26 protein-coding genes are annotated in these 24,897 nt (G+C 66.0%); 13 read left to right on the top strand and 13 right to left on the bottom strand.

All coding sequences use genetic code 11. From position 1 onward, the window contains the following. The first annotated feature begins 54 nt into the window (after positions 1 to 54). On the top strand, positions 55 to 978 hold the full coding sequence (locus FIU89_RS13025) for a DMT family transporter (RefSeq protein WP_152492997.1): 924 nt from the start codon (positions 55 to 57) through the stop codon (positions 976 to 978). 36 nt (positions 979 to 1,014) lie between these two features. On the opposite strand, the gene folP is transcribed toward FIU89_RS13025, so the two are convergent. Both folP and FIU89_RS13015 read right to left on the bottom strand, forming a co-directional pair. Then, positions 1,015 to 2,025, bottom strand: a complete 1,011-nt coding sequence (gene folP, locus FIU89_RS13020; protein ID WP_152492996.1) for a dihydropteroate synthase — start codon at positions 2,023 to 2,025, stop codon at positions 1,015 to 1,017. 285 nt (positions 2,026 to 2,310) lie between these two features. After that, on the bottom strand, positions 2,311 to 3,240 hold the full coding sequence (locus FIU89_RS13015; protein ID WP_152492995.1) for a dihydroneopterin aldolase: 930 nt from the start codon (positions 3,238 to 3,240) through the stop codon (positions 2,311 to 2,313). 213 nt (positions 3,241 to 3,453) lie between these two features. Here FIU89_RS13015 and FIU89_RS13010 point away from each other — a divergent pair, with 213 nt between their 5' ends. Continuing rightward, a complete protein-coding gene (locus FIU89_RS13010; protein WP_172978104.1) occupies positions 3,454 to 4,764 on the top strand; it encodes a glycine cleavage T C-terminal barrel domain-containing protein in 1,311 nt (436 codons plus the stop codon). A 408-nt stretch (positions 4,765 to 5,172) separates the two neighbouring features. Here the strand turns inward: FIU89_RS13010 and FIU89_RS13005 are convergent, their stop codons facing one another. Beyond that, on the bottom strand, positions 5,173 to 5,424 hold the full coding sequence (locus tag FIU89_RS13005; protein ID WP_172978103.1) for a YdcH family protein: 252 nt from the start codon (positions 5,422 to 5,424) through the stop codon (positions 5,173 to 5,175). A gap of 139 nt (positions 5,425 to 5,563) precedes the next feature. Here FIU89_RS13005 and FIU89_RS13000 point away from each other — a divergent pair, with 139 nt between their 5' ends. The 4 genes from FIU89_RS13000 (at position 5,564) to FIU89_RS12985 (ending at position 8,597) form a co-directional block, all read left to right on the top strand. After that, positions 5,564 to 6,496, top strand: coding sequence for a hydrogen peroxide-inducible genes activator (locus FIU89_RS13000; RefSeq protein ID WP_152492993.1), 933 nt, complete (start codon positions 5,564 to 5,566; stop codon positions 6,494 to 6,496). Then, positions 6,497 to 6,868 carry a cupin domain-containing protein gene (locus FIU89_RS12995; RefSeq protein ID WP_152492992.1) on the top strand — a complete coding sequence of 124 codons (372 nt, stop codon included), beginning with the start codon at positions 6,497 to 6,499 and terminating at the stop codon, positions 6,866 to 6,868. It begins immediately after the preceding gene. Between the two features lie 134 nt (positions 6,869 to 7,002). Next, positions 7,003 to 7,785 carry an MBL fold metallo-hydrolase gene (locus FIU89_RS12990; RefSeq protein ID WP_152492991.1) on the top strand — a complete coding sequence of 261 codons (783 nt, stop codon included), beginning with the start codon at positions 7,003 to 7,005 and terminating at the stop codon, positions 7,783 to 7,785. A gap of 50 nt (positions 7,786 to 7,835) precedes the next feature. After that, positions 7,836 to 8,597: a MipA/OmpV family protein gene (locus FIU89_RS12985; RefSeq protein WP_152492990.1), complete on the top strand. Its 762-nt coding sequence runs from the start codon at positions 7,836 to 7,838 to the stop codon at positions 8,595 to 8,597. Positions 8,598 to 8,653: 56 nt separating this feature from the next. Here the strand turns inward: FIU89_RS12985 and FIU89_RS12980 are convergent, their stop codons facing one another. From FIU89_RS12980 to ctaD, 6 genes are all read right to left on the bottom strand, one after another. Beyond that, a complete protein-coding gene (locus tag FIU89_RS12980; RefSeq protein ID WP_152492989.1) occupies positions 8,654 to 8,857 on the bottom strand; it encodes a hypothetical protein in 204 nt (67 codons plus the stop codon). Next, positions 8,854 to 9,294: a MarR family winged helix-turn-helix transcriptional regulator gene (locus FIU89_RS12975; RefSeq protein ID WP_152492988.1), complete on the bottom strand. Its 441-nt coding sequence runs from the start codon at positions 9,292 to 9,294 to the stop codon at positions 8,854 to 8,856. The genes FIU89_RS12980 and FIU89_RS12975 overlap by 4 nt, the downstream gene beginning before the upstream one ends. Before the next feature lie 11 nt (positions 9,295 to 9,305). After that, on the bottom strand, positions 9,306 to 9,593 hold the full coding sequence (locus tag FIU89_RS12970; protein WP_152492987.1) for a putative quinol monooxygenase: 288 nt from the start codon (positions 9,591 to 9,593) through the stop codon (positions 9,306 to 9,308). 758 nt (positions 9,594 to 10,351) lie between these two features. Continuing rightward, positions 10,352 to 12,817 carry a 5'-nucleotidase C-terminal domain-containing protein gene (locus tag FIU89_RS12965; protein WP_152492986.1) on the bottom strand — a complete coding sequence of 822 codons (2,466 nt, stop codon included), beginning with the start codon at positions 12,815 to 12,817 and terminating at the stop codon, positions 10,352 to 10,354. 139 nt (positions 12,818 to 12,956) lie between these two features. After that, on the bottom strand, positions 12,957 to 13,508 hold the full coding sequence (locus tag FIU89_RS12960; protein WP_152492985.1) for a hypothetical protein: 552 nt from the start codon (positions 13,506 to 13,508) through the stop codon (positions 12,957 to 12,959). Between the two features lie 80 nt (positions 13,509 to 13,588). Further along, entirely contained in the window at positions 13,589 to 15,265 is a 1,677-nt protein-coding gene (gene ctaD, locus FIU89_RS12955) for a cytochrome c oxidase subunit I (protein ID WP_152492984.1), read from the bottom strand. A gap of 368 nt (positions 15,266 to 15,633) precedes the next feature. Here ctaD and FIU89_RS12950 point away from each other — a divergent pair, with 368 nt between their 5' ends. The 5 genes from FIU89_RS12950 to FIU89_RS12930 all read left to right on the top strand — a co-directional run bounded on the left by FIU89_RS12950 (position 15,634) and on the right by FIU89_RS12930 (position 19,241). After that, on the top strand, positions 15,634 to 16,266 hold the full coding sequence (locus FIU89_RS12950; RefSeq protein WP_152492983.1) for an ATP-dependent Clp protease proteolytic subunit: 633 nt from the start codon (positions 15,634 to 15,636) through the stop codon (positions 16,264 to 16,266). Between the two features lie 192 nt (positions 16,267 to 16,458). Further along, the gene (gene clpX, locus FIU89_RS12945; RefSeq protein WP_152492982.1) at positions 16,459 to 17,721 is read left to right on the top strand and encodes an ATP-dependent Clp protease ATP-binding subunit ClpX; all 1,263 of its coding nucleotides are present in this window, start codon (positions 16,459 to 16,461) and stop codon (positions 17,719 to 17,721) included. Between the two features lie 260 nt (positions 17,722 to 17,981). Next, the gene (locus FIU89_RS12940; protein WP_152492981.1) at positions 17,982 to 18,365 is read left to right on the top strand and encodes an NADH:ubiquinone oxidoreductase subunit NDUFA12; all 384 of its coding nucleotides are present in this window, start codon (positions 17,982 to 17,984) and stop codon (positions 18,363 to 18,365) included. Between the two features lie 37 nt (positions 18,366 to 18,402). Then, positions 18,403 to 18,870 (top strand): outer membrane lipid asymmetry maintenance protein MlaD, encoded by a 468-nt coding sequence (mlaD, locus tag FIU89_RS12935; RefSeq protein ID WP_152492980.1) that lies wholly within the window; start codon positions 18,403 to 18,405, stop codon positions 18,868 to 18,870. Further along, positions 18,867 to 19,241 carry a DUF2155 domain-containing protein gene (locus FIU89_RS12930; protein WP_152492979.1) on the top strand — a complete coding sequence of 125 codons (375 nt, stop codon included), beginning with the start codon at positions 18,867 to 18,869 and terminating at the stop codon, positions 19,239 to 19,241. Before mlaD ends, FIU89_RS12930 begins: the two co-directional genes overlap by 4 nt. Here the strand turns inward: FIU89_RS12930 and aat are convergent. Continuing rightward, positions 19,205 to 19,855, bottom strand: coding sequence for a leucyl/phenylalanyl-tRNA--protein transferase (gene aat / locus FIU89_RS12925; RefSeq protein WP_152492978.1), 651 nt, complete (start codon positions 19,853 to 19,855; stop codon positions 19,205 to 19,207). The genes FIU89_RS12930 and aat overlap by 37 nt on opposite strands. Positions 19,856 to 19,946: 91 nt before the next feature. On the opposite strand from aat, the gene FIU89_RS12920 reads away from it, so the two are divergent. Then, complete coding sequence (locus tag FIU89_RS12920) at positions 19,947 to 20,651, top strand: class I SAM-dependent methyltransferase (RefSeq protein WP_172978102.1); 705 nt, start codon at positions 19,947 to 19,949, stop codon at positions 20,649 to 20,651. A gap of 46 nt (positions 20,652 to 20,697) precedes the next feature. On the opposite strand, the gene accC is transcribed toward FIU89_RS12920, so the two are convergent. Continuing rightward, entirely contained in the window at positions 20,698 to 22,050 is a 1,353-nt protein-coding gene (gene accC / locus FIU89_RS12915) for an acetyl-CoA carboxylase biotin carboxylase subunit (RefSeq protein WP_152492976.1), read from the bottom strand. Positions 22,051 to 22,060: 10 nt separating this feature from the next. Next, complete coding sequence (gene accB / locus FIU89_RS12910) at positions 22,061 to 22,570, bottom strand: acetyl-CoA carboxylase biotin carboxyl carrier protein (RefSeq protein WP_152492975.1); 510 nt, start codon at positions 22,568 to 22,570, stop codon at positions 22,061 to 22,063. Positions 22,571 to 22,851: 281 nt separating this feature from the next. Between accB and FIU89_RS12905 the strand changes: the two genes are divergently transcribed. Beyond that, complete coding sequence (locus FIU89_RS12905; RefSeq protein ID WP_152492974.1) at positions 22,852 to 24,321, top strand: class I adenylate-forming enzyme family protein; 1,470 nt, start codon at positions 22,852 to 22,854, stop codon at positions 24,319 to 24,321. Positions 24,322 to 24,447: 126 nt separating this feature from the next. Here FIU89_RS12905 and FIU89_RS12900 read toward each other — a convergent pair whose 3' ends face one another. Further along, positions 24,448 to 24,864, bottom strand: coding sequence for a hypothetical protein (locus FIU89_RS12900; protein WP_152492973.1), 417 nt, complete (start codon positions 24,862 to 24,864; stop codon positions 24,448 to 24,450). Positions 24,865 to 24,897: the final 33 nt, after the last annotated feature.

The raw sequence follows: 24,897 nt of genomic DNA, 5'->3' as shown, positions 1-24,897 counted from the left end.
CAATGCGCTCGGGACGTTTTGACACGCACTCACATGCCCGGAGGGTTGATCTGAATGGAAAATCCGATTGCCGTCGCGCCGGTGAACTGGCTCAGGCTGTGTGCCCTGGGCATGATCTGGGGCGCGTCCTTCATGGCGGTCAGCGTGGCGTTGCAAGGCGTTGGGCCGCTGACCGTGGTGGCGGTGCGATTGACCCTGGGGGCGGCGTTCCTACTGGTGCTCTGCCGCGCGACGGGTCGGGGCTTGCCGCGCCGCCGTGGGCCTCAGGCCGGGCGGCTTTGGGCGTTCATCGTGGCGATGGGGCTGTTTTCCAACGCCTTGCCGTTCTTTTTGCTCAGTTGGGGCCAGCAGGTGGTCGCCTCGGGCTTTGCGGGCGTCTGCATGGCGGCAGTGCCGCTGCTGGTCCTGCCGCTGGCGCATTTTCTGGTGCCGGGGGAACGGATGCGTATGCGCCGCGCGGTGGGCTTCGTGATGGGCACGCTGGGTGTGGCCGTGTTGATCGGACCCGAGGCATTGCGTTCAACGGGCGCGGAGTTCGAGATGCTGGCGCGGCTGGCCTGTGTGGGTGCGGCTGGGTGTTACGCGGTGGGCTCGATCTTCACGCGGCTGGCGCCCGAGGTGGACCGCCTGTCGCTGGCCGCCGCCGTGCTGACCGTGGCGGCGGTGGTGTTCACGCCCTATGCGCTGATGGCCGAGGGCCTGCCCGAGATGCCGCAGGGCCGGGTGCTCTGGGCGCTCATATACCTTGGCCTTTTGCCCACGGGCGTGGCGCAGATCCTGCTGGTGCAGGTGATCCGGGATGCCGGGCCGGTGTTTCTGAGCCTGGTGAACTACCAGGTCCCGGTCTGGTCGATCATTTTCGGCGCTGTGGTGCTGTTCGAGGCGCTGCCGCCCAGCCTGTACTTGGGTCTTGCGCTGATCCTGGGGGGCGTGGCGCTCAGCCAGCTGGGCGCGCTGCGGCGGCTGTTCGGCGCCTGATAAAATTCGTACGAATTTTATCAGGCCGGAAAATTTCTAATTTTCCGGCGCGACGGTGGCGGCCATCCAGAGCCTGAGCGCCTCAGACGTTTCGGCCACGTCATGCACCCGGTGTATCTGGATGCCTTGCGCAACCCCCGCGAGCGTCACGGCGATCGAGCCGGGGGCGCGGTGCCGCGCCTCTTCGGTGCCGCCGATCGTGCCGATGAAGCGCTTGCGCGACGCGCCCAGCAGAACCGCGCAGCCAAGCCCATGAAACAACGCCAGATTGTGCAGCAGGGTCAGGTTGTGCTCCAGCGTCTTGCCGAAGCCGATGCCGGGATCGGCGATGATCCGGTCGCGGGGTATGCCGGCGTTCTCCAGCGCGGTGATGCGCTCTTCCAGCCAGTCGTAGATGTCGAGCGCCACGTTGTCGTAGCGCGGGTCCTTCTGCATCACGTCGGGCGTGCCCTGGGCATGCATGACGCAGACCGGCAGGCCGGCCTCGGCGCAGAAGCGCGCAAGCGCCGGGTCGAAGGTGAAACCCGCCACGTCGTTGACGAGGCTGGCGCCGGCCTGATGCGCGGCGCGGGCCACGGGGGCCTTGCGGGTGTCGATGGAGACGGGAACGTCCTTGCGCTGGCGCAGGGCTGCGATGACCGGGGCGGTGCGGGCGATTTCCTCGTCCAAGGGCACTTCGGACGCGCCCGGGCGGGTGGATTCGCCGCCGATGTCGATGATCTCGGCCCCCGCGGCGGTCATCGCCTGGGCCCGGGCCAGCGCCGCGTCGGGGTCGTTGTGCTGGCCGCCGTCGGAAAAGCTGTCGGGCGTGACGTTGAGGATGCCCATCAGGACGGGGCGCGCCATGTCCAACCCGGTGACGGGGGCGCGGGGCGCGGTCAGGCGGGACAGGACTTCTGCCGGGGCGTACTGCGCCGGGATCAGGCGGGAAGGCGCGTCGCGATGCACCTCCTCGACCGTGTCGAACCAGCACCAGCCGCCCGCGAGCGTCAGTGCGGTGTCGGGGCGGGCGTGGTCGGTGCGGGGGAGGGGGCGGTAATGGGGCATGGCGGTCGGTCTAGAGGCAGCGAGGTCAGGGGGCATGGTCGTGACGGTGGCGCGTTTGGGCAGGGAGGTCCCGGATCGGGTCCGGGACGGCGTTGCGCGAGGTGGCGGGGAGGTCCCGGATCGGGTCCGGGACGGCGTGGCGCGAGGTGGCGGGGAGATCCCGGATCGTGTCCGGGGCGGTGTGGCGCGAGGTGGCGGGAGGTCCCGGATCGGGTCCGGGGCGGTGTGGCGCGAGGTGGCGGGGAGGTCCCGGATCAGGTCCGGGATGGCTTGTGAGACGGGGTCTCACAAGCCGCTTTGGGCGATGTCCTGCACCAGCACCGGCACGGGCGGGTCCCGGGGCGGCACCTCGCCGATCAAGAGCAGGTCAGAGGCGTCCATGTGGCCGGCAAACCATGCCGCCAGACCGACGGGATCATCCGGGCCGGTGCGCGGGCCGTCGACCGCGTCCAGCACGATCTTCGACGGGGCCCAGACGCTGATCTGGCCGTTCTTCATCGCCCAGTCCAGCTCGGTCCGGGTCCCCACCACGACGCAGCGGTCGTCGCGGCCCGCCAGGACCCAGGCGTTCTGTTCCAGCGCCAGGAGGTCGACGCGGCGCTGCGACATGCGGTGGCCGGTCTTCGGGCTGTCGACGCGGTTGTGGCCGACGCACAGGATCACCGGCTCGGCCCGCGCCTGAAGCTGGTCCAGCCAGCGCGACAGGTTGGGCGAGCCGATGGCGGTGTTCGAGAGGTAAACGACATGCGGATGCGGCGTGATGTCGGCGTGATGGCCCACCGGCTTGGTCTTGAGGTCGTCGACCGAGCGGACGATTTCCACGCCAAGCGCGCCGGGGCCGCGATCCAGCTTCTCGATGCGCACAAAGGTGCGCACCGCCTGCGGCTCGATCAGAATGCGCTCGGCGATGCGTTCGGCCAGGGTTTCCAACAGGTTCAGGCGTTCCTCGGCAAGTTCGGCGGCGATGGCCTCGGTCACCTTGTCATAGCTGAGGATGCGGTCCACGTCGTCGTCGATCGGGTCGGTGATGGGGCGTACCTCGACCACCACGTTGAACGCCACGCGCTGGGTGGTGCCGCGCTCGGCCTGGAACGCGCCGATCTCGACCTCGACGACGTGGTCGCGCACCGAGATCCGGTCGAGCGGGCCATCGGGGGCGGTCGCGTCCGCGCGCTCGGACGGGTGCGCGAAGGCAAGACGGATTTCCTTGGACATGCGGGCCTCCCCCAGCTTTGACCTTGCGGGGCATACCATGGGGCAGGGGAGAGGTGGAACCCGTAAATGCGACGCCCGGCGGCCCGGCTCCGGCAGATCGGCGCGGGGCCGGTTCCTCGGCGGAGGTCCGCACACGCGTTTCCGCGCGGGCGGGTCTGACGGAACGCAGCCGGACCGTGACGCGTTTACACCGAGAAGAAAAGGAGGTCGCCCATGACAACGCAGGACGTGCAGAACCGGACCTTCACCCACCCCAATGTTGCGGAAATAGACCAGAGCGACCGGCTCGTGCCGGTCAACCTGCGCCAGTCGGGCGCGACCCCGGTCGAGATGCTGGTCTCCACCCGGGTTCGCAAATCGCCCTTCTGGCACTTGTCGGTCGAGGCGGGGGCGTGGCGCGCGACGGTCTATAACCGGATGTATCACCCCCGCGGCTATGTCCGCGAAGAGGATGGCGGCACCATGGCGGAATACCGCAGCCTGGTGCATCGCGTCACCCTGTGGGACGTGGCCGTGGAGCGGCAGATCCGGGTGCGCGGGCCGGACGCGGAGGCCTTCGTCAATTTCGTGATCACCCGCGATGCCACGAAGATCGAGCCGATGCATGGCAAATACTGCATCCTCTGTGACGAAAAGGGCGGGATCCTCAACGATCCCGTCCTTCTGCGGCTGTCGAAGGATGAATTCTGGTTCTCGATCTCGGACTCGGACCTCCTGCTCTGGCTGCGTGGCGTCAACGTGCACGGCAAATGGGATGTCGAGATCGACGAGATCGACGTCGCGCCCCTGCAGGTCCAGGGGCCGTTGTCCGAAGACCTTATGGTCGACCTGGTGGACGAGACGCTGCGCGACGTGCCCTATTACGGCATGATGGAAGCCACGATCGGCGGGGCTCCCGTGGTCATCAGCCAGACCGGATTTTCCGGCGAAAAGGGCTACGAGGTCTACGTGCGGGACGCGTCCGAGAACGCCGAGAAAGTGTGGTACGCGATTCGCGGGACCGGCGCGCGCTATGGCCTGCGGGTGATCGCCCCCGGGCATCACCGCCGGATTGCGGCCGGCATCCTGTCCTGGGGGCAGGACATGGATCACGAGACCTCGCCCTTCCAGGTGAACCTGGCCTACCAAGTGCCGAAAGAGAAACCGGCGGAGTATATCGGCAAGGCGGCGCTGGAACGTCAGCGCGACGCGATCGAGGCGGGGGAATATCCCTTCCGCCTCAAGATGGTCGGGATCAAGATGGATGGCTTGCCAGTGACGGATTACCCGTCCGATTTCTGGCTGGTGCAGGACGACGAGGGCTGTCGGGTGGGATACGTCACCTCCGCCTGGTGGTCGCCGGAACTGGAGGTGAACATCGCGCTGGCCTTCGTGCCGTGGCGCCTGTCGGACATCGGATCGCGGCTGCGCGTGGAATTGCCCGAGGCCTATGCCGAGCATTCCGGCCAGGCGGCCGCTGCGGAGGTGTGCGATGTGCCGTTCCGTCCGTCTGAACATCCCAACGTGCGCGAGGCGCGCGGCTGAGCGTCAGAGCCGTGCATCGCCGGGTCGCTTCACCGCTGCGGCGATTGAGTTGTGCTGTGCGCATTAAATGAATCCTTTGCGTGATCGGTCGAATTGGGACCGAGACGCATACGTCGGACCGCAGTACCGTCTGCGCCAAACGCGGTGTTTGATGGGTCCCAACATCGTCCAAAGGGCGGGTGCCATCGTAACGCCCCTGTTCATTACCGTGACCCCGCCCCGGGGCAAGCGACCTGCGCGCGTGATTTTCGCGCGATCCGGGCGCGTCGCCGCGCACCGGGGGCCGGGATGAGGGAACGGCCCCCGGTACGAAATCAGTCGTCTGCCAAAGCCTCCTCGAGGTCATCCAGGTTCTGGCCGCGCGACAAGCGCGGCGCCATAAGAGCGATGTAGAAATCGACCATCGTCTTAACCCGAATGAAACTGCTGCTGCCAGCCGCGGCGGGCCGGGCGCGGGTCCAGACGCTTGAGCAGGGTCTGCGTCAGCCGGATCGCATCGCGCAGCCCCAGCCTTTCCTGCTTCAACTGCTTGAGGCGCAGCGTGTCGGTGGCGGGGCGGCTTTCCTCGCGCGTGATGCGCAGGTCAAGCTCGCGGTGCCGGCGGGACAGCGTGTCGATCCGGGCTTTCAGGCTCTTGGGCGAAAGAATGCGGCGTTTCATCAGGGTCCTCCCTTGGTGATGCTGTTCGGTCAATCGTGAACAAGACATGGGAAGGGGCGGGCGGCGATTAAATCCTATCGAAGCTGAAAATCCGATAGGAAAACCCTATCTTGAAAAAGTTCGGGACGAGGACCATGGGATGGACGAGATCACCTTGCGCCAGTTGCGCTATTTCCTGTCGCTCTGCGAGGCGGGCCATTATCGCAAGGCCGCTGAACGCGCCGGGATCAGCCAGCCGTCGCTCAGCCAGCAGATCGTTCGGCTGGAATCCGCTCTTGGCGTCGACCTGGTGGAGCGGGGGCGGCGCGGCGCCGTCCTGACGCCGGCGGGACGCGAGGTAAGGGAGCAGGCCCGCAAGGTGGTCGACGAAATCGAAACGCTGGTGCAGCGGGCCCGCGCGGCGCGGGACGGCATCGGTGGCACACTGCACCTAGGCACCGCGCCGACGCTGGGGCCATACCTTCTGCCGTTCGTGACCCGGCGCCTGCACCGGGCGTATCCGGCGTTGAAGCTGGTGATACGCGATGCCGCGCCGCGCAGCCTGCAGGATGATCTGACCGAGGGGCGGCACGACATGATCCTCACGCAGCTGCCGGTGCAATCGGCTGATCTCGACGTCATGCGGCTCTTTCGCGAGCCGTTGAAGCTGGCCGTGGCGCAGGACCATCCGCTGGCCGGACAGGCGCGTGTCGAGGCGGCGGACCTGTACGGGCAGGACGTGCTGTCGCTGTCCGATGCCTACCTGTTGCATGGCCAGATGCTGCGTCTGTGCGAGGATGTGGGCGCGCGGCTGCGGCAGGATTACGAAGGCACCAGCCTGGATGCGCTGCGCCAGATGACGGCGCTGGGGATGGGTGTCAGTTTCCTGCCCGCGCTCTATGTCCGGTCCGAGGTGGACGGCAAGGAGGACGACGTGGCGATCCGGCCCTTCCGCGATGGCCGCCTCGCCCGGTCCATCGGCCTGGCCTGGCGCCGGCGCGCGGCCCATGCGGCGCTGGCGCGGCGGGTCGGCGGCATCGTGCAGGCGGTGGTGCAGGAGCATTTCGCCGACCTGGTCACGCTGGAGGGATAGATGCGCAGATACAGACCCGGAGACGATGTCGGACCGCTGGAGCACTGGCCCTTTGATGCGCCGGAGAGCGACTACAGGATCGTGCGGGGCGATCCGGTCTGCCACGGGCGGCTGGATGCCGGCGGGCCGGGCCATGCTACGCGGTCAGGGATCTGGAGCTGTTCCGAAGGCGCGTTCGACTGCACCGAGCAGAGCGACGAAATGATGGTTATTCTTCAGGGCCGCTGCCGCATCACCGATCATGCCTCGGGCGATGCGCTGGACCTTGGCCCCGGTGACACGGCCTTTGTCCGGGATGGCAGGCGCGTGACCTGGGACATCTCCGAAGAGGTGACCAAGGCCTTCATGGGCTGGAAATCCGGCGGCTATTGACCCGTCGCGTCGATTTTCGCACAGATGGGCCCGCGCCCCTCGCCACGGCCCTCGATCGTACTATCCTTCTTGGCGAACCAGGGTCCGGCCTTTCGCCGGTCCACCAACCGATGCAACAGACCGGGAGGGGTCCCATGACCACCAGACGCAATTTCCTGATCGGCAGCGCCGCGGCCGGCACCGTGACCGTGCTGCCCTCACTTGCCCTTGCCGCCGAAGAGGGCGCCAGCATGAGCGTTCTCGACGGGGGCGTGACCCTTCACCCGATCTCGCATGCGTCCTTCGTGATGGAGACATCGGCGGGCGTGGTCTATGTCGATCCGGTGGGCGCGGCATCGGACTATGAGGGCCTGCCCGAGCCCGGGCTGATTCTGGTCACCCACCGCCACGGCGACCACTACAGCGCCGACCTTCTGGCGGCGCTGCCCGAGGTGCCGATCCTGACCAATGCCGACGTGATGGGCATTATGCCCGAGGACATGCAGGGCCGCGCGCAGGCCATCGCGGCGGGCGAGACAACCGAGATGATGGACCTCGGAATCGAGGCCGTGCCCGCCTACAACATCACCGAGGGCCGGATGGATTTCCATCCCCGGGACCGTGGCGATATCGGCTTCGTCGTGACCACCGATGCGGGCCGGGTCTATATCTCGGGCGACACCGAAGGCACCGACGAGATGCGCGGCCTGCAGGACATCGACCTTGCGCTGGTGTGCATGAACCTGCCTTTCACCATGACCGCCGAACAGGCCGCCGACGCGGTGGCCGAATTCGCCCCCGCAATGGTGATCCCCTACCATTATCGCGGTCGCGAAGGCGGCACCCAGGACCCCGAAGTCTTTGCCCGGATGCTGAGCGAGGCCGGGGTGGACATCGAGGTGTCGCTGCATGACTGGTACAACGGTAACCTGAGCTGACGCCCAACCCGGCAGAGGCCTTCCCCCAAAGAGACGTACAGGGACAACATATGAAATATACTTTCCTGATCGCCGCCATGGCCGCCCCCCTTCTTCCCGGTACGGCACTGGCGCAATCCGGGCCCAGCCTGTCCTTCGCGGCGGGCATCGGCGGCAATTACCAGCCCGAGTATTTCGGCTCGGACGATTACGACGCGGGCGTCACCGGCGGGTTCAAGTTCGGCCACCTCCGGATCGGCCGGCTCGAATTCGGCGATCCCGACCCCAATGCGGTCGATCTGGGCTGGCGGCCGCGTGGCTCGCTGCGCCTGATCGGCAAGCGCGACAGCTCGGACCACGTGGAACTGACCGGGTTGCGCGATGTCGATTTCAGCGTCGAGATCGGCGGCGGCGTCGGCTACACCGCCGAGAACTTCCAGGCCTTCGCCGATGTGCGCTATGGCGTAATCGGCCATGAAAGCTGGGTGGGCGAGCTTGGCGCCGATGCGATCTTCCGCCCTTCCGAGGACTGGACGGTGACGGTGGGGCCGCGCGCGCTTTGGGGGTCGGATGACTATGCGTCCACCTATTTCGGCGTCACCCCGGCAGAGGCGACTCTGTCGGCCTTTCCCGCCTACGCGCCCGGCTCGGGCCTCGTCAGCGCGGGGATAGAGGTCGGCGCGCAGTACGAGCTGTCGCGGAACTGGTATCTCGACGGGACGCTGGCCTGGAACCGCTATGTGGGCGATGCGGCGGATTCGCCCATCGTGCAGGACGATGACAGCTTCACGGCGTCCCTGGTCGTGATGCGGCGGTTCAACTTCGGGCGGTGATTGCGGCTTTGCAGTTTTACCTGTCATAAGGCCCCGGTTTTGCCGGGGCCTTTGCGCTATTGCCAGTGGAGGCGGCTTGTCAGCCAAGCCACCACTGGTGTGATCCCCAGCGAGATGAGCGGGACCAGCACGCCCGTCAGCACCAATGTCCGCCACGCCATCGGCCAATCCGGCCCGATGGTTCGCAGAATTACCAACCCTGCCATCACGAGTGGCCAGACAACCAGCCACACCAGGAATATCCGCAAGACGCGTCTCATGGACCTTCGCCCTCCATCTCGTCCGCGATGATCCGGAAATAGCCGGGCAGGACGGCCGTCAGCCTGTCCCGCCCCTCGGGCGTCAGGGCGATATGGCGGAGGCGGCTGTCGTCTTCGTCCGTGGTCTTGGTCACCAACCCGTCGTCCAGCAGCGTCCGCAGGGTGCGCGCAACCACCGGGCCGGAGACATCCAGCCGCTCGGTGATTTCGCCCACCGTCAGGCTGTCGCGGTCTTCCTCGCGGTCGATCACGATCAGGAACAGAAATCGCAGCTGCGACAGCCCGTGCCGCGCGAAATAGGCATCCAGCCGGCGGATCAGCAGGCTGGCCCGCCGCAGCAGGGTCAGCCCCTCGCGGATCGTCTCCGGGTTTGTGTCGTAATGACCGGAATAGCTTTCGATCATGCGCCGCGTGGGCAGGTCCTTGAGAAAGAACATGGGACGGGCTTTCAGGCCAGAGGGTGCATGAAGGTCAGTTCGACCGGCGCGGCCAAGAGATGCTCGTACCGTTCGAACACCGCGCGGGTGTAAGCCTGCCCGTGATGCGCGTCGAAGGCGGCCCGATTGTCCCAGATCTCGGTCAAGTGCAGGGTGTCGCTGTCGACGTTGCGGTGCAGGGTGAAATGCTGGCAGCCCGCTTCGGCGCGGGTCTCGGACAGGATACCGAGGATGGCGTCGCGAGCCTCGATCAGGCAGTCTGGCTTGGGGTGGATGGTGGCGAAAATGCTGAGGGACATGGGGCGTCTCCTTTGATTCCGTCGTATTACTATCATGGTATATATCATGATAAATGTAAATCCGCCGCATCGCGCGGAATCATCCTCGGGCCTGACCCGAGGATCTCTGGGCCATGGGATCCCGGATCACGTCCGGGATGTGTGGGCGACGAGCGGCGGGCCGTGGCGTGAAGATGAAGAAGGCATCGTTGCTGCCATTCCCAACGGAGGCGAGCGTCAGCCCCTGGGGTGGCGATCCGACGGCAATTCTGAAGCATTTTATGCCAGCCACATACAGCCTCGGAATGATCGTTTCACCCAGCGCCTGCCACATCGCCAGCCCACGGGAGGGGCTGACGATCGCCGGGCCGCTTCGCGGCTGTTCACCGGCTAAAGGCGCGACACCGGTGTCTTGAAAGGGATTCGATCCCGACATTCCGTGTTGGCGACCGGACATAAAAGACGTTCGATCTACAGCACCAGCGCGGATTAAGGCCGCAGGCCCCGCGCCATCGACGGGCCGTCCCCACGGCCCGGCGATTGGTTGATGTTCGGTGCATCGTTCAATTCTGTTTCGGGTTTGGCTTGGATAAAGCGCCGCCGAACCGCCGTTGGCTCGCCGCGCCGCGGCCCGTCAATGGCGCTAAAGGCTATTGATCACACTTGTCCTCAAAGGGCTGGAAGAGGACGTTTCACTTCTAGCCCAGACCGCTTATTTGCACCACGAAAAGCAAAGGCCCCGGACCGCGCCGGGGCCTTCTTTCCTGCGTGGCGCCAGATCAGACGAACAGGAAGTCGTCCACGGCCGCATCCAGCGCAGCGCCGTCCTGGAAGGCGAGGTTCTGAATGCGCGTGTCCATGTCCGGCCCGGTATCGGCCTGGGCAAAGGCTGTGGCGGCGGTGTTGTGGTTGTCCAGCAGGTACTCGGCAAGCGCGTCCTGCTCGGTGCCGTCATCGGCGAAGGTCGCATCGCCGGTCTGCACGCCTTCCACTTCGAGGGCGGTAAAGTCGAAATCCTCGGGGAAGGGATAGCCGTCACCGCCGCCGATGAAACTGCCGTCGTCGTCGAACCGCGGCGCGGCCAGGAAGCCCAGCGTCACCACGCCGTATTCCTGGTCGGGGTTCACGATGACGCCGTCATCCACCAGCACCGCCCGGATCTCGCCGGTGTCGGGGTCGACGAAGGCCGCGTCGTCGATCCGCGCGCCGGCGGGCGCATCGGGGTCAAAGCTGAACTCTACGCCCGCCACCTGGATGAACTGGCCCGCCACGCCGGGCAGGGCGGCCACGCCGTGCTCCAGTACCGCCACCAGCTCGGTCGCGCTCAGCTGGCCGACGACGAGGTCGTTGTTGAACGCGAGCGTGGTCTGGATGTCGTTCTGGCTGATGCCGCCCGTCGGTTTCACCACGTTGCCGTCGCCGTCGAGGATCTGCTCGTTCACGCCGCGCACCGGCTCGCTTCCGCCGGCGGGCACCACCGTCTGCCCGATCGAGGCCCGGATGCCGCCGCCGTTCTTGATCGACACCCACACCTCGGTGTCCGACTGGATCTCGTTGGCATAGTCCAGGTTCGCGTCCGCCGTCAGGTTGCCCAGGTTGGTTTCCTGGGTGCGCACGCCATCGGGGTCGTCGCCCGCGCCGGTGCCCGAGCGGTTGCCGTTCATGAAGACGTCCGAAATGCCGAAGACATTGCCTTCGGTCGCCAGGATCTGGTCCTGGATCGCGTCGGCGATGGCCTGGATCTCGGGGTCGATCAGACCTTCGGCATCCAGCTCCGCCACGCCCTGGTCGTCTGTGGCGTAAGCGCCCGAGACATCCGCGTCATAGCTTTCGGGGATGATGTTGCCATATGCGTCGAACTCGATCACCAGGCGCCCCACGTATTTGTAGCTGCCATCCGTGTTGACGACCGCGGTGGTGGTGCCGCCGGCGTTGTCGATGAAGGCCGGGTACTGGCCCTGGTCGCTGTCGCCGTCGCGGGCACGGTCATTGTCGTCGAAAAGCCGCGTGTTCGAGCCGCCGGCGACGATGATATCCACGTCCGACAGACGTTCGGCCAGCGCGAACTCGATGTCGATCTGCTGCATGTGCGCCAGCAGGATCACCTTGTCCATCGTGGGGTTCGCGTCCAGCAGGGCGTCGACCTCGGCCTGGATCGTGGCGGCCAGCGCGTCCAGCTCGGCCTCGGTCGGCTCGGTGCCGGCCCAGCCCGGGGCGATGCCCACGCCACCCGGCGACGAGATCGAGCCGAGCGTCGGGGTGGTGGCCCCGATGACGCCGAAGCGTTCGCCGTCCTGTTCAATCACGGTCGAGGAGGTCACGACGCCCGCCTGCGGGGCCTGCCCGCCCTCGACCGCCAGCGGCGCGAGGTTTTCGTCGGTGGAAAAGTCGAGGTTGCCCGACAAGTAAGGGAAGAGCGCCCCCGCGAAATCCATGCCGTCGAGGTCGGTGCCCGACAGGGCGGCGAAGTCTCCCGCCGCGTCGCCGGAAATCAGACCGGCAAGCGTGGCGGTGCCGAAGTCGAACTCGTGGTTGCCCAGGGCCACCGCCTGTACACCCAGCTCGTTCTGGATCTGGACATCGGCGATCCCGGCCGAGCCGAACACCGCCGCCGAAGCGTCATAGAACAGGCCCGGAATGAAAGCGTCTCCCGAGGAAAGCGTGAGCGTCGCGTCGGCGCCCACGTCCTCGTCGCGCAGCGCGTTCAGCACACCCGAGAAGTTGGGCGCGTCCGCCACGGCGGCGGCGCCGGCTTCCTGGTCGGCAAAATGCAGCAGGTTGAGCGTGAACGTCTCCTTGCGGCCAAGCATCTCGACCGTGACCTGCGCCTCGTCGCTCTCGGTCTCTCCGTCCGAGACCCGGTAGGTGAAATCAAGCTCGCCGTCGAACCACGGGAAGGCTTTCACCTTGACCGTGCCGTCCGCCTTGATCTTGAGAAACCCTTCGGCGACACCGGACTCCTCGTCCTTCAGCAGGAAGAACTTGCGGTTGCCGACGGTCTTGCCGTTGATCTCGGAGATGAACAGGTCGTCGGCGTCGCCGTCTTCGCCGGGCAGGTCGTTGGCCAGAAGATCGAGCTTTGCCTTGCGGCCCACGACGCGCGCAACGTCATCGGATGCGGTTGGGGGCGAGGTGGGGGCGTCGTCGTCGCGCGGATTGCACCAGTCCCAGAAGCCGGGAAACTTGTCTTTCCAGGAATGGCCGCGGTGGCCCCACGGCGTGCCGAAATCGTATTTGGAAAACATCGTTGAAATCCTCTTTGCAGGCGAAATCCGCGTCGCAGCAACGCGGTCTGGTCCTGAAAAGAGCGGGTTTTGCGTAACAGGGGCGCAGCGAATGCGTTAAACTTTTGTGACGGCACCGGGTTCGTCGCCGTCTTGCCGCTCAGCGGCGGCTGAGACGGTGGCGCAGATACGACCAGACGGTCAGCGCGGCAAGCGCGACAAGGGCGGCCTCGCCGATCAGGCGGGCCACCCGGCCCAGCCCCGCCACCGCGGACGGATCGGCGGCCTGCGCCCCGCCATTGACCAGCACCAGCGTCACCACGCCGGGAACCAGCACCAACCCCGCCACGACCGGCCAGAAAAGCCAGCGCGTCGCAGACGGGTAGAGCATGGCGCCCAGGCGCTGCTGCCACCACATGAGGGCACAGACGAGCGCAGGACCCACCAGGGCCAGAAGAACCGCGATCAGCGGTGCGACGAAGACCTCGAAGACCGGCGCGCCGCCGCCGCGCCACCCGGTCGCGCCGCCGCCGCGGCCGAACGGAAACCCCCAGATCAGCTGGGGTGCGAAACGCGAGAGCGCGAGGCTTGCCACGCAGAGTAGCAGGTAGATCTCGACCCCGAACGCGTATAGTCGCCAAGGCGCGGCGCGGCGGCGGTGCAGCACGCTGCCGCCGATCACGATCACCAGTATGCAGGCAAGATAGATCATCCCGGCACGCCTCTCTTGAACGAAACAGGCCCCGGATCGCTCCGGGGCCTGTCGAAAGGTTCAGGCTGGACAGCCGCCGCCTAGTGGTGCGCGGGCTGCTTGTCCCAGTCTTCCCGCTTGGGCAGCTGCTCGAACGTGTGTTCGGGCGGCGGGCAGGGCAGGGTCCATTCCAGCGTGTCGGCATATTCGTTCCACGGGTTGTTCTGCGTCACGCGTGCGCCGCGGAACAGCGAGTAGGCGATCACACCGAAGAAGAAGATGAACGAAGCGAAGGACAGGAAGGCACCGATGGACGACCAGTAGTTCCAGACCGCGAAAGCCTCGGGGTAGTCGATGTAACGGCGGGGCATCCCCTGACGTCCCAGGAAGTGCTGCGGGAAGAAGGTCAGGTTCGCACCGATGAACATCGCCCAGAAGTGCAGCTTGCCGGCCCATTCGGGGTACATCCGCCCGGTCATCTTGGGGAAGTAGAAGTAAACCCCCGCGAAGATGGCGAAGACGGCGCCCAGCGACATCACGTAGTGGAAGTGCGCCACCACGTAGTAGGTGTCATGGTACGCCCGGTCGATGCCCGCCTGGGAAAGGACGATGCCGGTGACGCCGCCCACGGTGAACAGGAACAGGAAGCCGAACGCCCAGAGCATCGGCGTCTTGAACTCGATCGCGCCGCCCCACATGGTGGCGATCCAGCTGAACACCTTCACGCCCGTCGGCACCGCGATGACCATCGTGGCCAGCATGAAGTAGGACTGCTGGGTCAGCGACATGCCCACGGTGTACATGTGGTGCGCCCACACGACGAAGCCGAGGAAGCCGATGGCGATCAGCGCCCAGACCATCGGCAGGTAGCCGAAGATCGGCTTGCGCGCGAAGGTCGCGATGACGTGGCTGATGATGCCGAAGCCGGGCAGGATGATGATGTAGACCTCGGGGTGGCCGAAGAACCACAGGATGTGCTGGTAAAGCACCGGGTCACCGCCGCCTGCCGGGTCGAAGAAGGTCGTGCCGAAGTTCCGGTCGGTCAGCAGCATGGTGATGGCGCCCGCCAGAACCGGCAGCGACAGCAGGATCAGCCACGCGGTGACGAAGATCGACCATGAGAACAGCGGCACCTTGAACAGCGTCATGCCCGGTGCGCGCATGTTCAGGAACGTGGTGATCATGTTGATCGCGCCCAGGATCGAGCTTGCGCCCGACACGTGCACGGCAAAGATCGCCAGGTCCATCGACATGCCCGCCTCGTTGGTCGAGAGCGGCGGGTAAAGCACCCAGCCCACGCCCGAGCCAAGCTGCCCGTTGCCGCCCGGCGCCAGAAGCGAGGCGACACCCAGCGACGTGCCGGTGACATAAAGCCAGAAGCTGAGGTTGTTCAGACGCGGGAACGCCATGTCCGGCGCGCCGATCTGCAACGGCATGAAGTAGTTGCCGAAGCCGCCGAAGAGGGCGGGGATCACCACGAAGAACATCATCAGAACCCCGTGATAGGTGATCATGACGTTCCACAGGTGCCCGTTCGGGGTACATTCGCCGGCGGCCGCCGCGGTGAACCGCGCGCCTTCCATGCACATGTACTGAACGCCCGGCTCCATCAGTTCGAGCCGCATGTAGACGGTGAACGCCACCGAGATCAGGCCGACGAATGCCGACGTGATCAGGTAGAGAATCCCGATATCCTTGTGGTTTGTCGACATGAACCAGCGGGTGAAGAACCCGCGGTTGTCGTCATGTCCGTGGCCGTGAATGGCTGCGTCTGCCATCTGGGTGCCTCCTGCTGGTCGTTTATACGAAGGACACCTGTTGGCAAAGGGTCGGTCAGACTCCTCCGCAGCGTGTCCCGCAACACGAGAACGGTTCTAGAATGCCCCGCAAGGATGAGCAATGCGCCAGATTGACATAGCGGGATATTTTTTGTCGCAGCGCGCAGCGGGGCGAAAACGGTCAAAACCCCTGCAAAACTTAACGAATTCTTCACCATGACGGTGTCTGACCGGCGACGGCCCGTGGCTGGGAACAGCGCGCGCGAAAATCGCCGGCCGCTCTTGAAGCCCCCCCGGCCCACGCATAAGGTTCACTGCGACGCGGGCCGATCCACGGCCCGGACCATGCGCATCAAGAGGCAGGCAACATGACAGACCCGATGGAAACCTACATGAACACGCTCGTCCCCATGGTGGTCGAGCAGACCAGCCGCGGCGAACGCGCCTACGACATCTTCTCGCGCCTGCTGAAGGAGCGGATCATCTTCGTCAACGGCCCGGTGCATGACGGCATGTCCAGCCTGATCGTGGCGCAGCTTCTGCACCTCGAGGCCGAGAATCCCTCCAAGGAAATCTCGATGTATATCAACAGCCCCGGCGGCGTTGTTACATCGGGCCTGTCGATCTACGACACCATGCAGTACATCAAGCCCAAGGTCAGCACGCTGGTCATCGGCCAGGCCGCAAGCATGGGCAGTCTGCTGTTGACGGCGGGTGCTGCGGGGATGCGCTTTTCGCTGCCCAACAGCCGAATCATGGTTCACCAGCCGTCGGGCGGCTACCAGGGCCAGGCGACGGACATCATGATCCACGCCGAGGAAACGCTGAAGCTGAAACGGCGTCTTAACGAAATTTACGTAAAACACACCGGACAATCGCTGAAAAAGGTCGAGGAGGCGCTGGAGCGCGACAACTTCATGTCTCCCGAGCAGGCCAAGGACTGGGGTCTGATCGACGAAATCGTGGAAAACCGGGCGAAAGGCGACGAAGACGACAGCTGATCCGCGCATCCGCGGCACGCGAGGGGGCAGGGGCGATTTTGACATTGAGGTGCCAAACGCTCTGCCCTAAGCTGCCTCAAACGGACGTGAAACTAGCGACCCGCGCTAGGGCCGGATGAACCGGCCTCACCCATTCAGGGTGGCGCACATGATGGGTCTGACATACGGCGCAGGACGCCGAAAGGTGCAAGAATGGCGAACAACTCCGGTGGCGACAGCAAGAACACGCTCTACTGCAGTTTCTGCGGCAAGAGCCAGCACGAGGTCCGAAAGCTGATCGCGGGTCCCACGGTTTTCATCTGCGACGAATGCGTTGAACTGTGCATGGACATCATCCGCGAGGAAACCAAGACCGCCGGTCTGAAGGCGACGGATGGCGTGCCCACCCCGCGCGAGATCTGCGATGTGCTGGACGATTACGTGATCGGCCAGGCGACGGCGAAGCGCGTGTTGTCGGTCGCGGTGCACAACCATTACAAGCGCCTCAACCATTCCGGCAAGAACGACATCGAACTGCAGAAGTCCAACATCCTGCTGATCGGCCCCACGGGCTGCGGCAAGACGCTGCTGGCGCAGACGCTTGCGCGGATCCTCGACGTGCCCTTCACCATGGCCGACGCCACCACGCTGACCGAGGCCGGGTATGTGGGCGAGGATGTCGAGAATATCATCCTCAAGCTGCTGCAGGCGTCCGAGTACAACGTCGAACGCGCGCAGCGCGGCATCGTCTATATCGACGAGGTCGACAAGATCACCCGCAAGTCGGAAAACCCCTCGATCACCCGCGACGTGTCGGGCGAGGGCGTGCAGCAGGCGCTCCTGAAACTGATGGAAGGCACCGTGGCCGCCGTGCCGCCGCAAGGCGGGCGCAAGCATCCACAGCAGGAATTCCTGCAGGTGGACACCACGAACATCCTGTTCATCTGCGGCGGCGCCTTCGCCGGCCTCGACAAGATCATCAGCCAGCGCGGCAAGGGCAGCGCGATGGGCTTCGGCGCCGACGTGCGCAACGTGGATGAGCGCAACGTGGGCGAGGTCTTCAAGGATCTCGAACCCGAGGACCTGCTGAAATTCGGCCTGATCCCGGAATTCGTCGGTCGCCTGCCGGTCATCGCGACGCTGGAAGACCTGGACGAGGATGCGCTGGTCACGATCCTGACCCAGCCCAAGAACGCGCTGGTCAAGCAGTACCAGCGCCTGTTCGAGCTGGAGAATGTCGAGCTGACCTTCACCGACGACGCGCTGACGGCGATTTCCAAGCGCGCGATCGCCCGCAAGACCGGGGCGCGCGGCCTGCGTTCGATTCTCGAGGATATCCTTCTCGACACGATGTTCGAACTGCCCGGCATGGACAATGTCGAGGAGGTCGTGGTGAACGAGGAAGCGGTCACCGCCGAAGCCGCGCCGCTGATGGTGCATGCCGACGCCAAGAAGGAAGAGGCCAGCGCCAGCTGAGCGCCCTCCGCCCCGGCGCGGACAAATTTTTCGAAAAATTTGCCCATGAAAATCCTGTCGATTTTCATGGGCATTTTCTTTGCAAGAAAATGCTGGCCTGCACGGGCAGGGACCAGGCCGGCAGCGCGGCGGCGCGTCACGCGCGGGCTTGCCGGAAAAGGCGCCGGACTGGCGGATAGAGGCCGCCGCGGCCTCCTGCGGGCTGGACCTTGGCGGCAATCTGCGGCATATCGGGACCAGCGACGTTTCGGAGGATCATGATGGGTCTGCTCACCTCTCTTTTGCGCGCCGTCACCTGGTGGAACGGCGCCACTTTGAACACGATGATTCACACCCGGCGCAAGGGCGTGAAGGTCGGTGAGGACGATCAGGGCAACATCTTCTACCAGACCGACGACGGCAAGCGCCGCTGGGTAATCTTCAACGGCGAGGCCGAGGCCAGCCGGGTCAGCCCGGAATGGCATGGCTGGCTGCATCACACCTACAAGGAGCCGCCCACCGAGGCGCCGCTGAAGCGCAAGCCGTGGGAAAAGCCGCACGAGGAAAACCTCACCGGCACCGCGCTGGCCTACGCCCCCGCGGGCTCGATCCGCCGGGCCGAACCGGCCGAGCGGCGCGACTACGAGGCGTGGAGCCCCGAGTAACCCGGCGTCCCCGGACGCTTTCAACCAGGAGCCGCGCATGGCCAGCGAGAACTTGACCGAGGTTGCCGTCGGCGGGGCCGTCCTGGCCATCGCCGCCGCCTTCGTGATCTATGCCGGACAGGTCAGCGGCTTTTCCGCCGCCGCCCCCGAATACCAGCTGCGCGCCAGCTTCCGCAGCGCCGACGGCATCGACGTGGGCACCGATGTGCGCCTCGCGGGGGTCAAGGTGGGGCGCGTGATCGACATGCAGCTCGATCCCGAAACCTACCGCGCCCGCGCCGTCTTTACGGTGCGCGAGGATATCGAGGTGCCCGACGACAGCGCGCTCGCGATCAGCTCCGAGGGGCTGCTGGGCGGCAACTTCGTGGAAATCATGCCCGGCGGGTCGCCGTTCTATTTCACCGCCGGAGACGAGATCGAGTTCACCCAGGGGTCGGTCAGCCTGATCGGGCTTCTCACCAAGTTCGTGGCCGGCGACGAGGCCGGACAAGAGGCCGGCGAATGATCCGACGCCATCGTGTCTTGACCGCCATTCTGGCGGCGTTGCTCTGTGTCTCCGGCGCGCAGGCGCAGGAAGAGGTCGAGGTCGGCACCGGCGTCGTGCTGCGCTGGGTCGACAAGATCACCACCGAGACGGGCGACCTGGAAATCGCCAACGCCAGCGCCGGCAATGTCGGCCGGATGCGGATCGAGCTGGGCGAGTGCCGCTATCCCGCGGGCAACCCGGCGGGCGACGCCTTCGCCTTTCTCACGGTCCACCCCGAAGAGGACGCGCCGCCGATCTTTTCGGGCTGGATGATGGCCTCGTCGCCCGCGCTGAACGCGGTCGAGCATCAACGCTACGATATCTGGGTGCTGCGCTGCATCACCCAGTGAGGCGCGGGATCGAAGGGCGGGTGGTTGATATCCGCGTCGATGCGCAACGCGTGTTCCAGCGCTTCGCGGTACATCGCCCGCGGAATCTCCTGCGCGCCCAGGCTGGCCAGGTGCTCGGTCTGAAACTGCGTGTCGAACAGGACGAAGCCGCAGCGCCGAAGATGCCCGGTCAGGTGCGCCAGCGCCAGTTTCGACGCATCGGTGCGGCGCGAGAACATGCTTTCGCCAAAAAAGGCCGCCCCGAGCGTCACGCCGTAGACCCCGCCCGCCAGCACGCCGTCCTGCCAGATCTCCATCGAGTGCGCGTGGCCCATGCGGTGCAGGTCCATGTAAAGCGCCCGGATCGGACCGTTGATCCAGGTTTCCGAACGGGCGGCACAGCCGTCGACGGTGCCCTTGAAATCGGCATTGAGCGTAGCGGTGTAGGCGCCCCGGCGCACTCGGCGGGCGAGGGACCGCGACACGTGAAACCCGTCGAGCGGCAGCACGCCGCGCAACCGCGGATCGACCCAGAACAGCTCCGGGTCGTCGCGCGACTCGGCCATCGGGAAAATTCCCGCCGCGTAGGCCTGTAGCAGAAGTTCCGGATCGAGAGGCGGCTGGCGGTCGGACATGGACACTCGTGTCGGCGGGCAGGGCGGCGTTTACCGTTCGTTACGGGATGTCATGCTAAGCGTTTGCCCGGATCATGGCAAAGGAGATGACATGGACGGCCTGAATGACGCGCCGGATACGGGCGCGGCCGGGGATCCCGGCACCGTCGAGGTTACATTGCGACAACGCGCCAACCGCCGGCAGGCGCGGTACGGGATGCTGTTCGACTGTTTTCGCCATGTCATCACCGACAGCAGCGTGCTCTATCTCGGCGCCGGGGATGGCAGGTGGTGCGCCGACCTGGCGCAGGCCGGCGCCCTGCAGGTCGTCGGGGTCGAGGCGCAGGACGAGCTTATCGCCCGATTCGACGGTCTGCCCTCCATCGGGGCGCGCGAACGGGTCGAGATGCGCCGCGCCGCGCCGCTCGACTTTCTGCAAACCGCCGCCGACATGGACAAGAGGTTCGACCTCGTGGTGCTGATGGACGTGCTGCGCGACGTGTCCGACCTCCACGAGGTCTTCGAGGATATCGCCAGGCTTCGCCCCAGGATGGTGATGGGGGACGGGGTGCTGGCCACCTCGGCGGAGCCGCTCTTGCGGCTGGAACCGCGCCGCGCCGCCGGGGGCACGGCCCGCGCGCCGCACGTGATCCCCAGCCGCGGCGCGATCACCCAGGCCGCCACCGCCAACGGGTTCGAGGTGGACTGGACCGACTGGACGCAACTGCCGCCGTCGCTGCGCGAGGGGCTGTCGGACTATTACCGCTCCGGCCCCATCGCGCGCGCGAGTTTCACGCTGATCGACGCCGGAACCTGAGGCCCTAACGGCATCGCACAAGCCCCGGGACCGGGGCATGGCGGCCTCAGCTCTCCTGCAGGTTGGTTTCCAGCCAGTGTTCCAGCCAGTGTATGTTGTAGTCGCCCGAATGAATGTCGGGCTCCTGCAACAGCGCGTGAAACAGCGGCACCGTGGTGTCGACACCGTCCACGATCAGCTCGCCCAGGGCGCGGTTCAGCCGCGCCAGCGCGGTGGCACGGTCCTGTCCATGCACGATCAGCTTGCCGATCAGTGAATCGTAATAGGGCGGGATGGAATAGCCATCGTAGAGCGCCGAATCCATCCGCACGCCCAGGCCGCCAGGGGCGTGGAACTGCGTGATCCGGCCCGGACGGGGCGAGAAGGTCGGCAGCTTCTCGGCGTTGATGCGGACCTCGATCGAGTGACCGTTGATCTTCAGGTCCTCCTGGGTGAAGGACATCGGCAGCCCCTCGGCCACGCGGATCTGTTCCTGCACCAGGTCGACGCCAAAGATCGCCTCGGTCACCGGGTGCTCCACCTGCAGGCGTGTGTTCATCTCGATGAAATAGAACTCGCCCTTTTCGTACAGAAACTCGATCGTGCCCGCACCGGCATAGTCGATCTTGGCCACCGCGTCGGCGCAGATCTTGCCGATCCGGGCGCGCTCTTCCTCGGTGATGCAGGGGCCGGGGGCCTCCTCGAACACCTTCTGATGCCGCCGTTGCAGCGAACAGTCGCGCTCGCCCAGGTGCACCGCGCGGCCCTTGCCGTCGCCGAAGACCTGGATCTCGATATGGCGCGGCGTGGTCAGGTACTTCTCGATATAGACCTCGTCATTGCCGAAGGCCGCCTTGGCCTCGGACCGCGCGGTCATGAAGGCGTTTTCCATGTCGGCGGCGGTCTGCGCCACCTTCATGCCGCGCCCGCCACCACCTGCGGTGGCCTTGACGATCACAGGATAGCCCATCTCGTCACCCAGCGCCTTGGCTTCGGCAAGGTCGGCCACGCCGCCCTCCGAGCCCGGCACGCAAGGCACGCCCAACGCCTTCATGGTGTCCTTGGCGGTGATCTTGTCGCCCATCACCCGGATGTGCTCCGCGGTGGGGCCGATGAAGGTCAGGTCGTGATCCTCGACGATCTGCACGAAATTGGCGTTCTCCGACAGAAAGCCATAGCCGGGGTGAATGGCCTGCGCGCCCGTCACCTCGCAGGCGGCGATGATCGACGGGATCGACAGGTAACTCTCGGAGCCCGGCGGCGGGCCGATACAGACGGATTCGTCGGCCATGCGCACATGCATCGCGTCGGCATCGGCGGTCGAATGCACCGCGACGGTCCGGATGCCCATCTCTCGCGCGGCGCGGATCACCCGCAGGGCGATCTCGCCCCGGTTGGCCACAAGGATCTTGTCGAACATCGCTTGGCCCTTATTCGATGATCATCAGGGGGGCGCCGTATTCCACCGCGGCGCCGTCTTCGACCAGGATGCGCTTCACGGTCCCGGCACGCGGGGCGGGGATGTGGTTCATGGTCTTCATCGCCTCGACGATCAGCAGCGTATCGCCCTCGGCCACCTGCTGACCCACCGCGACGAAGGCGGGCGCGCCGGGTTCGGCCTGCATGTAGATCGTGCCGACCATGGGCGAGGTGACCGCGCCGGGATGGCTGGCCGGGTCCTCGGACGGCGCGGGGGCCTCCGACGCCGGTGCCGCGGCCGGGGCAGAGGGCGCGGCCGGCGCCGCCGGGGCAGGGGCGGGCGCCGACATCTGCTGTACCACCTTCTGCTTGCGGCTGACGCGCACGTTCAGCGTGTCGTCGTCGCCGTATTCGCGCTTGACCTCCAGTTCGGTCAGGTCGTTGTCGTTCAGCACCTCGGCCAGCGCCTTGATAAACGCCACGTCCGCGTCGTGGTTCGTCTTGGAAGTCTTGTCCGGCATCCCGTATCCTCGAAGCTAGGGTCGCGGCCCACTGTCCCGTCCGGCCGCGCCTGTCTTGTTTTGCGCGCTTATAGGCCAGGACGGGCCTACTTGAAAGCGCCTATTTGCAAGGAAATCTGGGGCATTTGGCGCCGGATTGCGAGGGGAAAATCAAACCGACCGCAACCGGGTGGCTTTTCGCCATCGAAAGCCTGTTCCGCCGGGCCGGGACAGGGTTTACCATTGATCCGGGCGTCGGTCGGCGAAACACCGGCCGCGACACTCCGACCGCGAGGATGCACATGAACATCGCCCATTGGCTCCAGCGCCAGGCAGAGGGACGCGGGACCGCGCCCGCGCTATTCCACGGCACGCGACGCGTCGCCGATTATGCCGGGTTCCACTCCCGCGCGGCCGCTTTCGCCGGGGGTCTGGTCGCGCGCGGCATCGGTCCCGGCGACCGCGTGGCGGTGTTCATGGCGAACCACCCCGATTACCTCGTGGCGCTGTACGGCAGTTGGATCGCCGGGGCCGTGGCCGTGCCGGTCAACGCCCGCCTGCACGGGCAGGAGGTAGCCTGGATCCTCGACAATGCGGAGGCGTCGCTCTGCATCGCGACCGGGGCGCAGGCCAGGGCGCTGGAGGGGGCCGCCTGTCCGGTGGCGTCCCCGGACGAGATCGCGGGCGACGCGCTGCCCCTCGTGTCGCGGGCGCCGTCGGACCTGGCTTGGCTCTTTTACACCTCCGGCACCACGGGGCGGCCCAAGGGCGTGCAGATCACCCACCGGATGCTTCAGACGATGAGCCTGGCCTACCTCGCCTCGGTCGATGCGGTCAGTGCGGAAGACGCTACGCTCTACGCCGCGCCGATGAGCCACGGCGCCGGGCTCTACAGCCTGGTGCATGTCCTGATGGGCACCCGCCACGCGGTCCCCGAAAGCGGCGGCGTGGATCCGGGCGAAATCCTCGACCTCGCGGGGCATTTCGGGCGGTTGCACCTTTTCGCCGCGCCCACGATGGTGCGGCGCCTGACCGACCATGCCCGGCAACACGGCCGAGACGGCACCGGCCTGCGCAGCATCGTCTACGGCGGCGGCCCGATGTACGTGGCCGATATCGAGGCAGCGCTGGACGTGTTCGGCCCGGTTTTCATTCAGATCTACGGCCAGGGCGAGGCGCCCATGGCGATCACCTCGCTGAGCCGCGCGGACGTGGCCGCGCGCCGCGCGCTTGCCACCGTGGGCCGCGCCCAGGCCGGGATCGAACTCCGCGTGGGCGACGCCGCGGGCCAGCCCCTGCCACCCGGTGCTGTGGGCGAGATCATGGTGCGCGGCGACCTGGTGATGCCGGGCTACTGGCGCAACCTGTCCGCAACTGCCGAGACCATCCGCGACGGCTGGCTTTTCACCGGCGACATGGGATGCCTCGATGCGTCGGGCTATCTCACGCTGCAGGACCGCTCGAAGGACGTGATCATCTCGGGCGGGCAGAACATCTATCCCCGCGAGGTCGAGGAGGCGCTGCTGACCCATCCTGATGTCTCCGAGGTCGCCGTGGTGGGACGCCCAAGCGACGAGTGGGGCGAGGAGGTGGTGGCCTTCGTGGTGCCCGTGGGCGAGACGCTGGACGACGCAGCACTCGACGCCCATTGCCTGGCCCGGATTGCTCGGTTCAAACGCCCCAAGGCCTATTTCGCGGTCGATGAACTGCCCAAGAACAACTACGGCAAGGTGGTCAAGACGACGCTGCGCGCGCGGCTGTCGCAGGACTGAGGGCAGGGGCGGAAATTTGCAAATTTCCGCACCATTTTCTTGCAAGAAAATGACCCAGGATTTTCGAAAATCCTGTCCCGGAAAATACGCATTTTCCGGCCCGATTTCTGCGCGGAAATCGCGCGATCAATCGTCGTCCTTGTCGCCGGCCAACAGCCGGTCAGCCTTCTTGCGGACCAGCACCGAGCGCAGGTCGTGCATCGCCAGCAAAAGCGCGTCGGTCACGTCTTCCAGCTGGTCATCCGTGGCGCGCGATTGCGCCCAGTGCGTGGTCAGGTTCAGGTAATCCACCGCCCGGTGAATATCGTCGATGTCCCGCCGCGCCAGCAGCTCGGTGCGGGCATCCATCCATTCCTTGATGACCCGCGCGTCCTCGTCGGTCAACGCCCTGTCGCCATGCGGTTTGACCTGTCCGTTCTTGATGTTGATGACCGCGATCTGGTCCATCTCGATCCGCCGCTGGCGGTTCTCGGTGTCCACGCGAAACACGAACGCCCCGTTCTCGCGGACGCGGAAGTAATAGTCTGGCAACTCGCCGCTCACGCGGGCCTCCCCTGCGACGTGACAGGATTTCGG

Source organism: Roseovarius sp. THAF27, assembly GCF_009363655.1.
Classification (GTDB): Bacteria; Pseudomonadota; Alphaproteobacteria; order Rhodobacterales; family Rhodobacteraceae; genus Roseovarius.
This window is presented reverse-complemented; position numbering and strand designations above follow the sequence as displayed.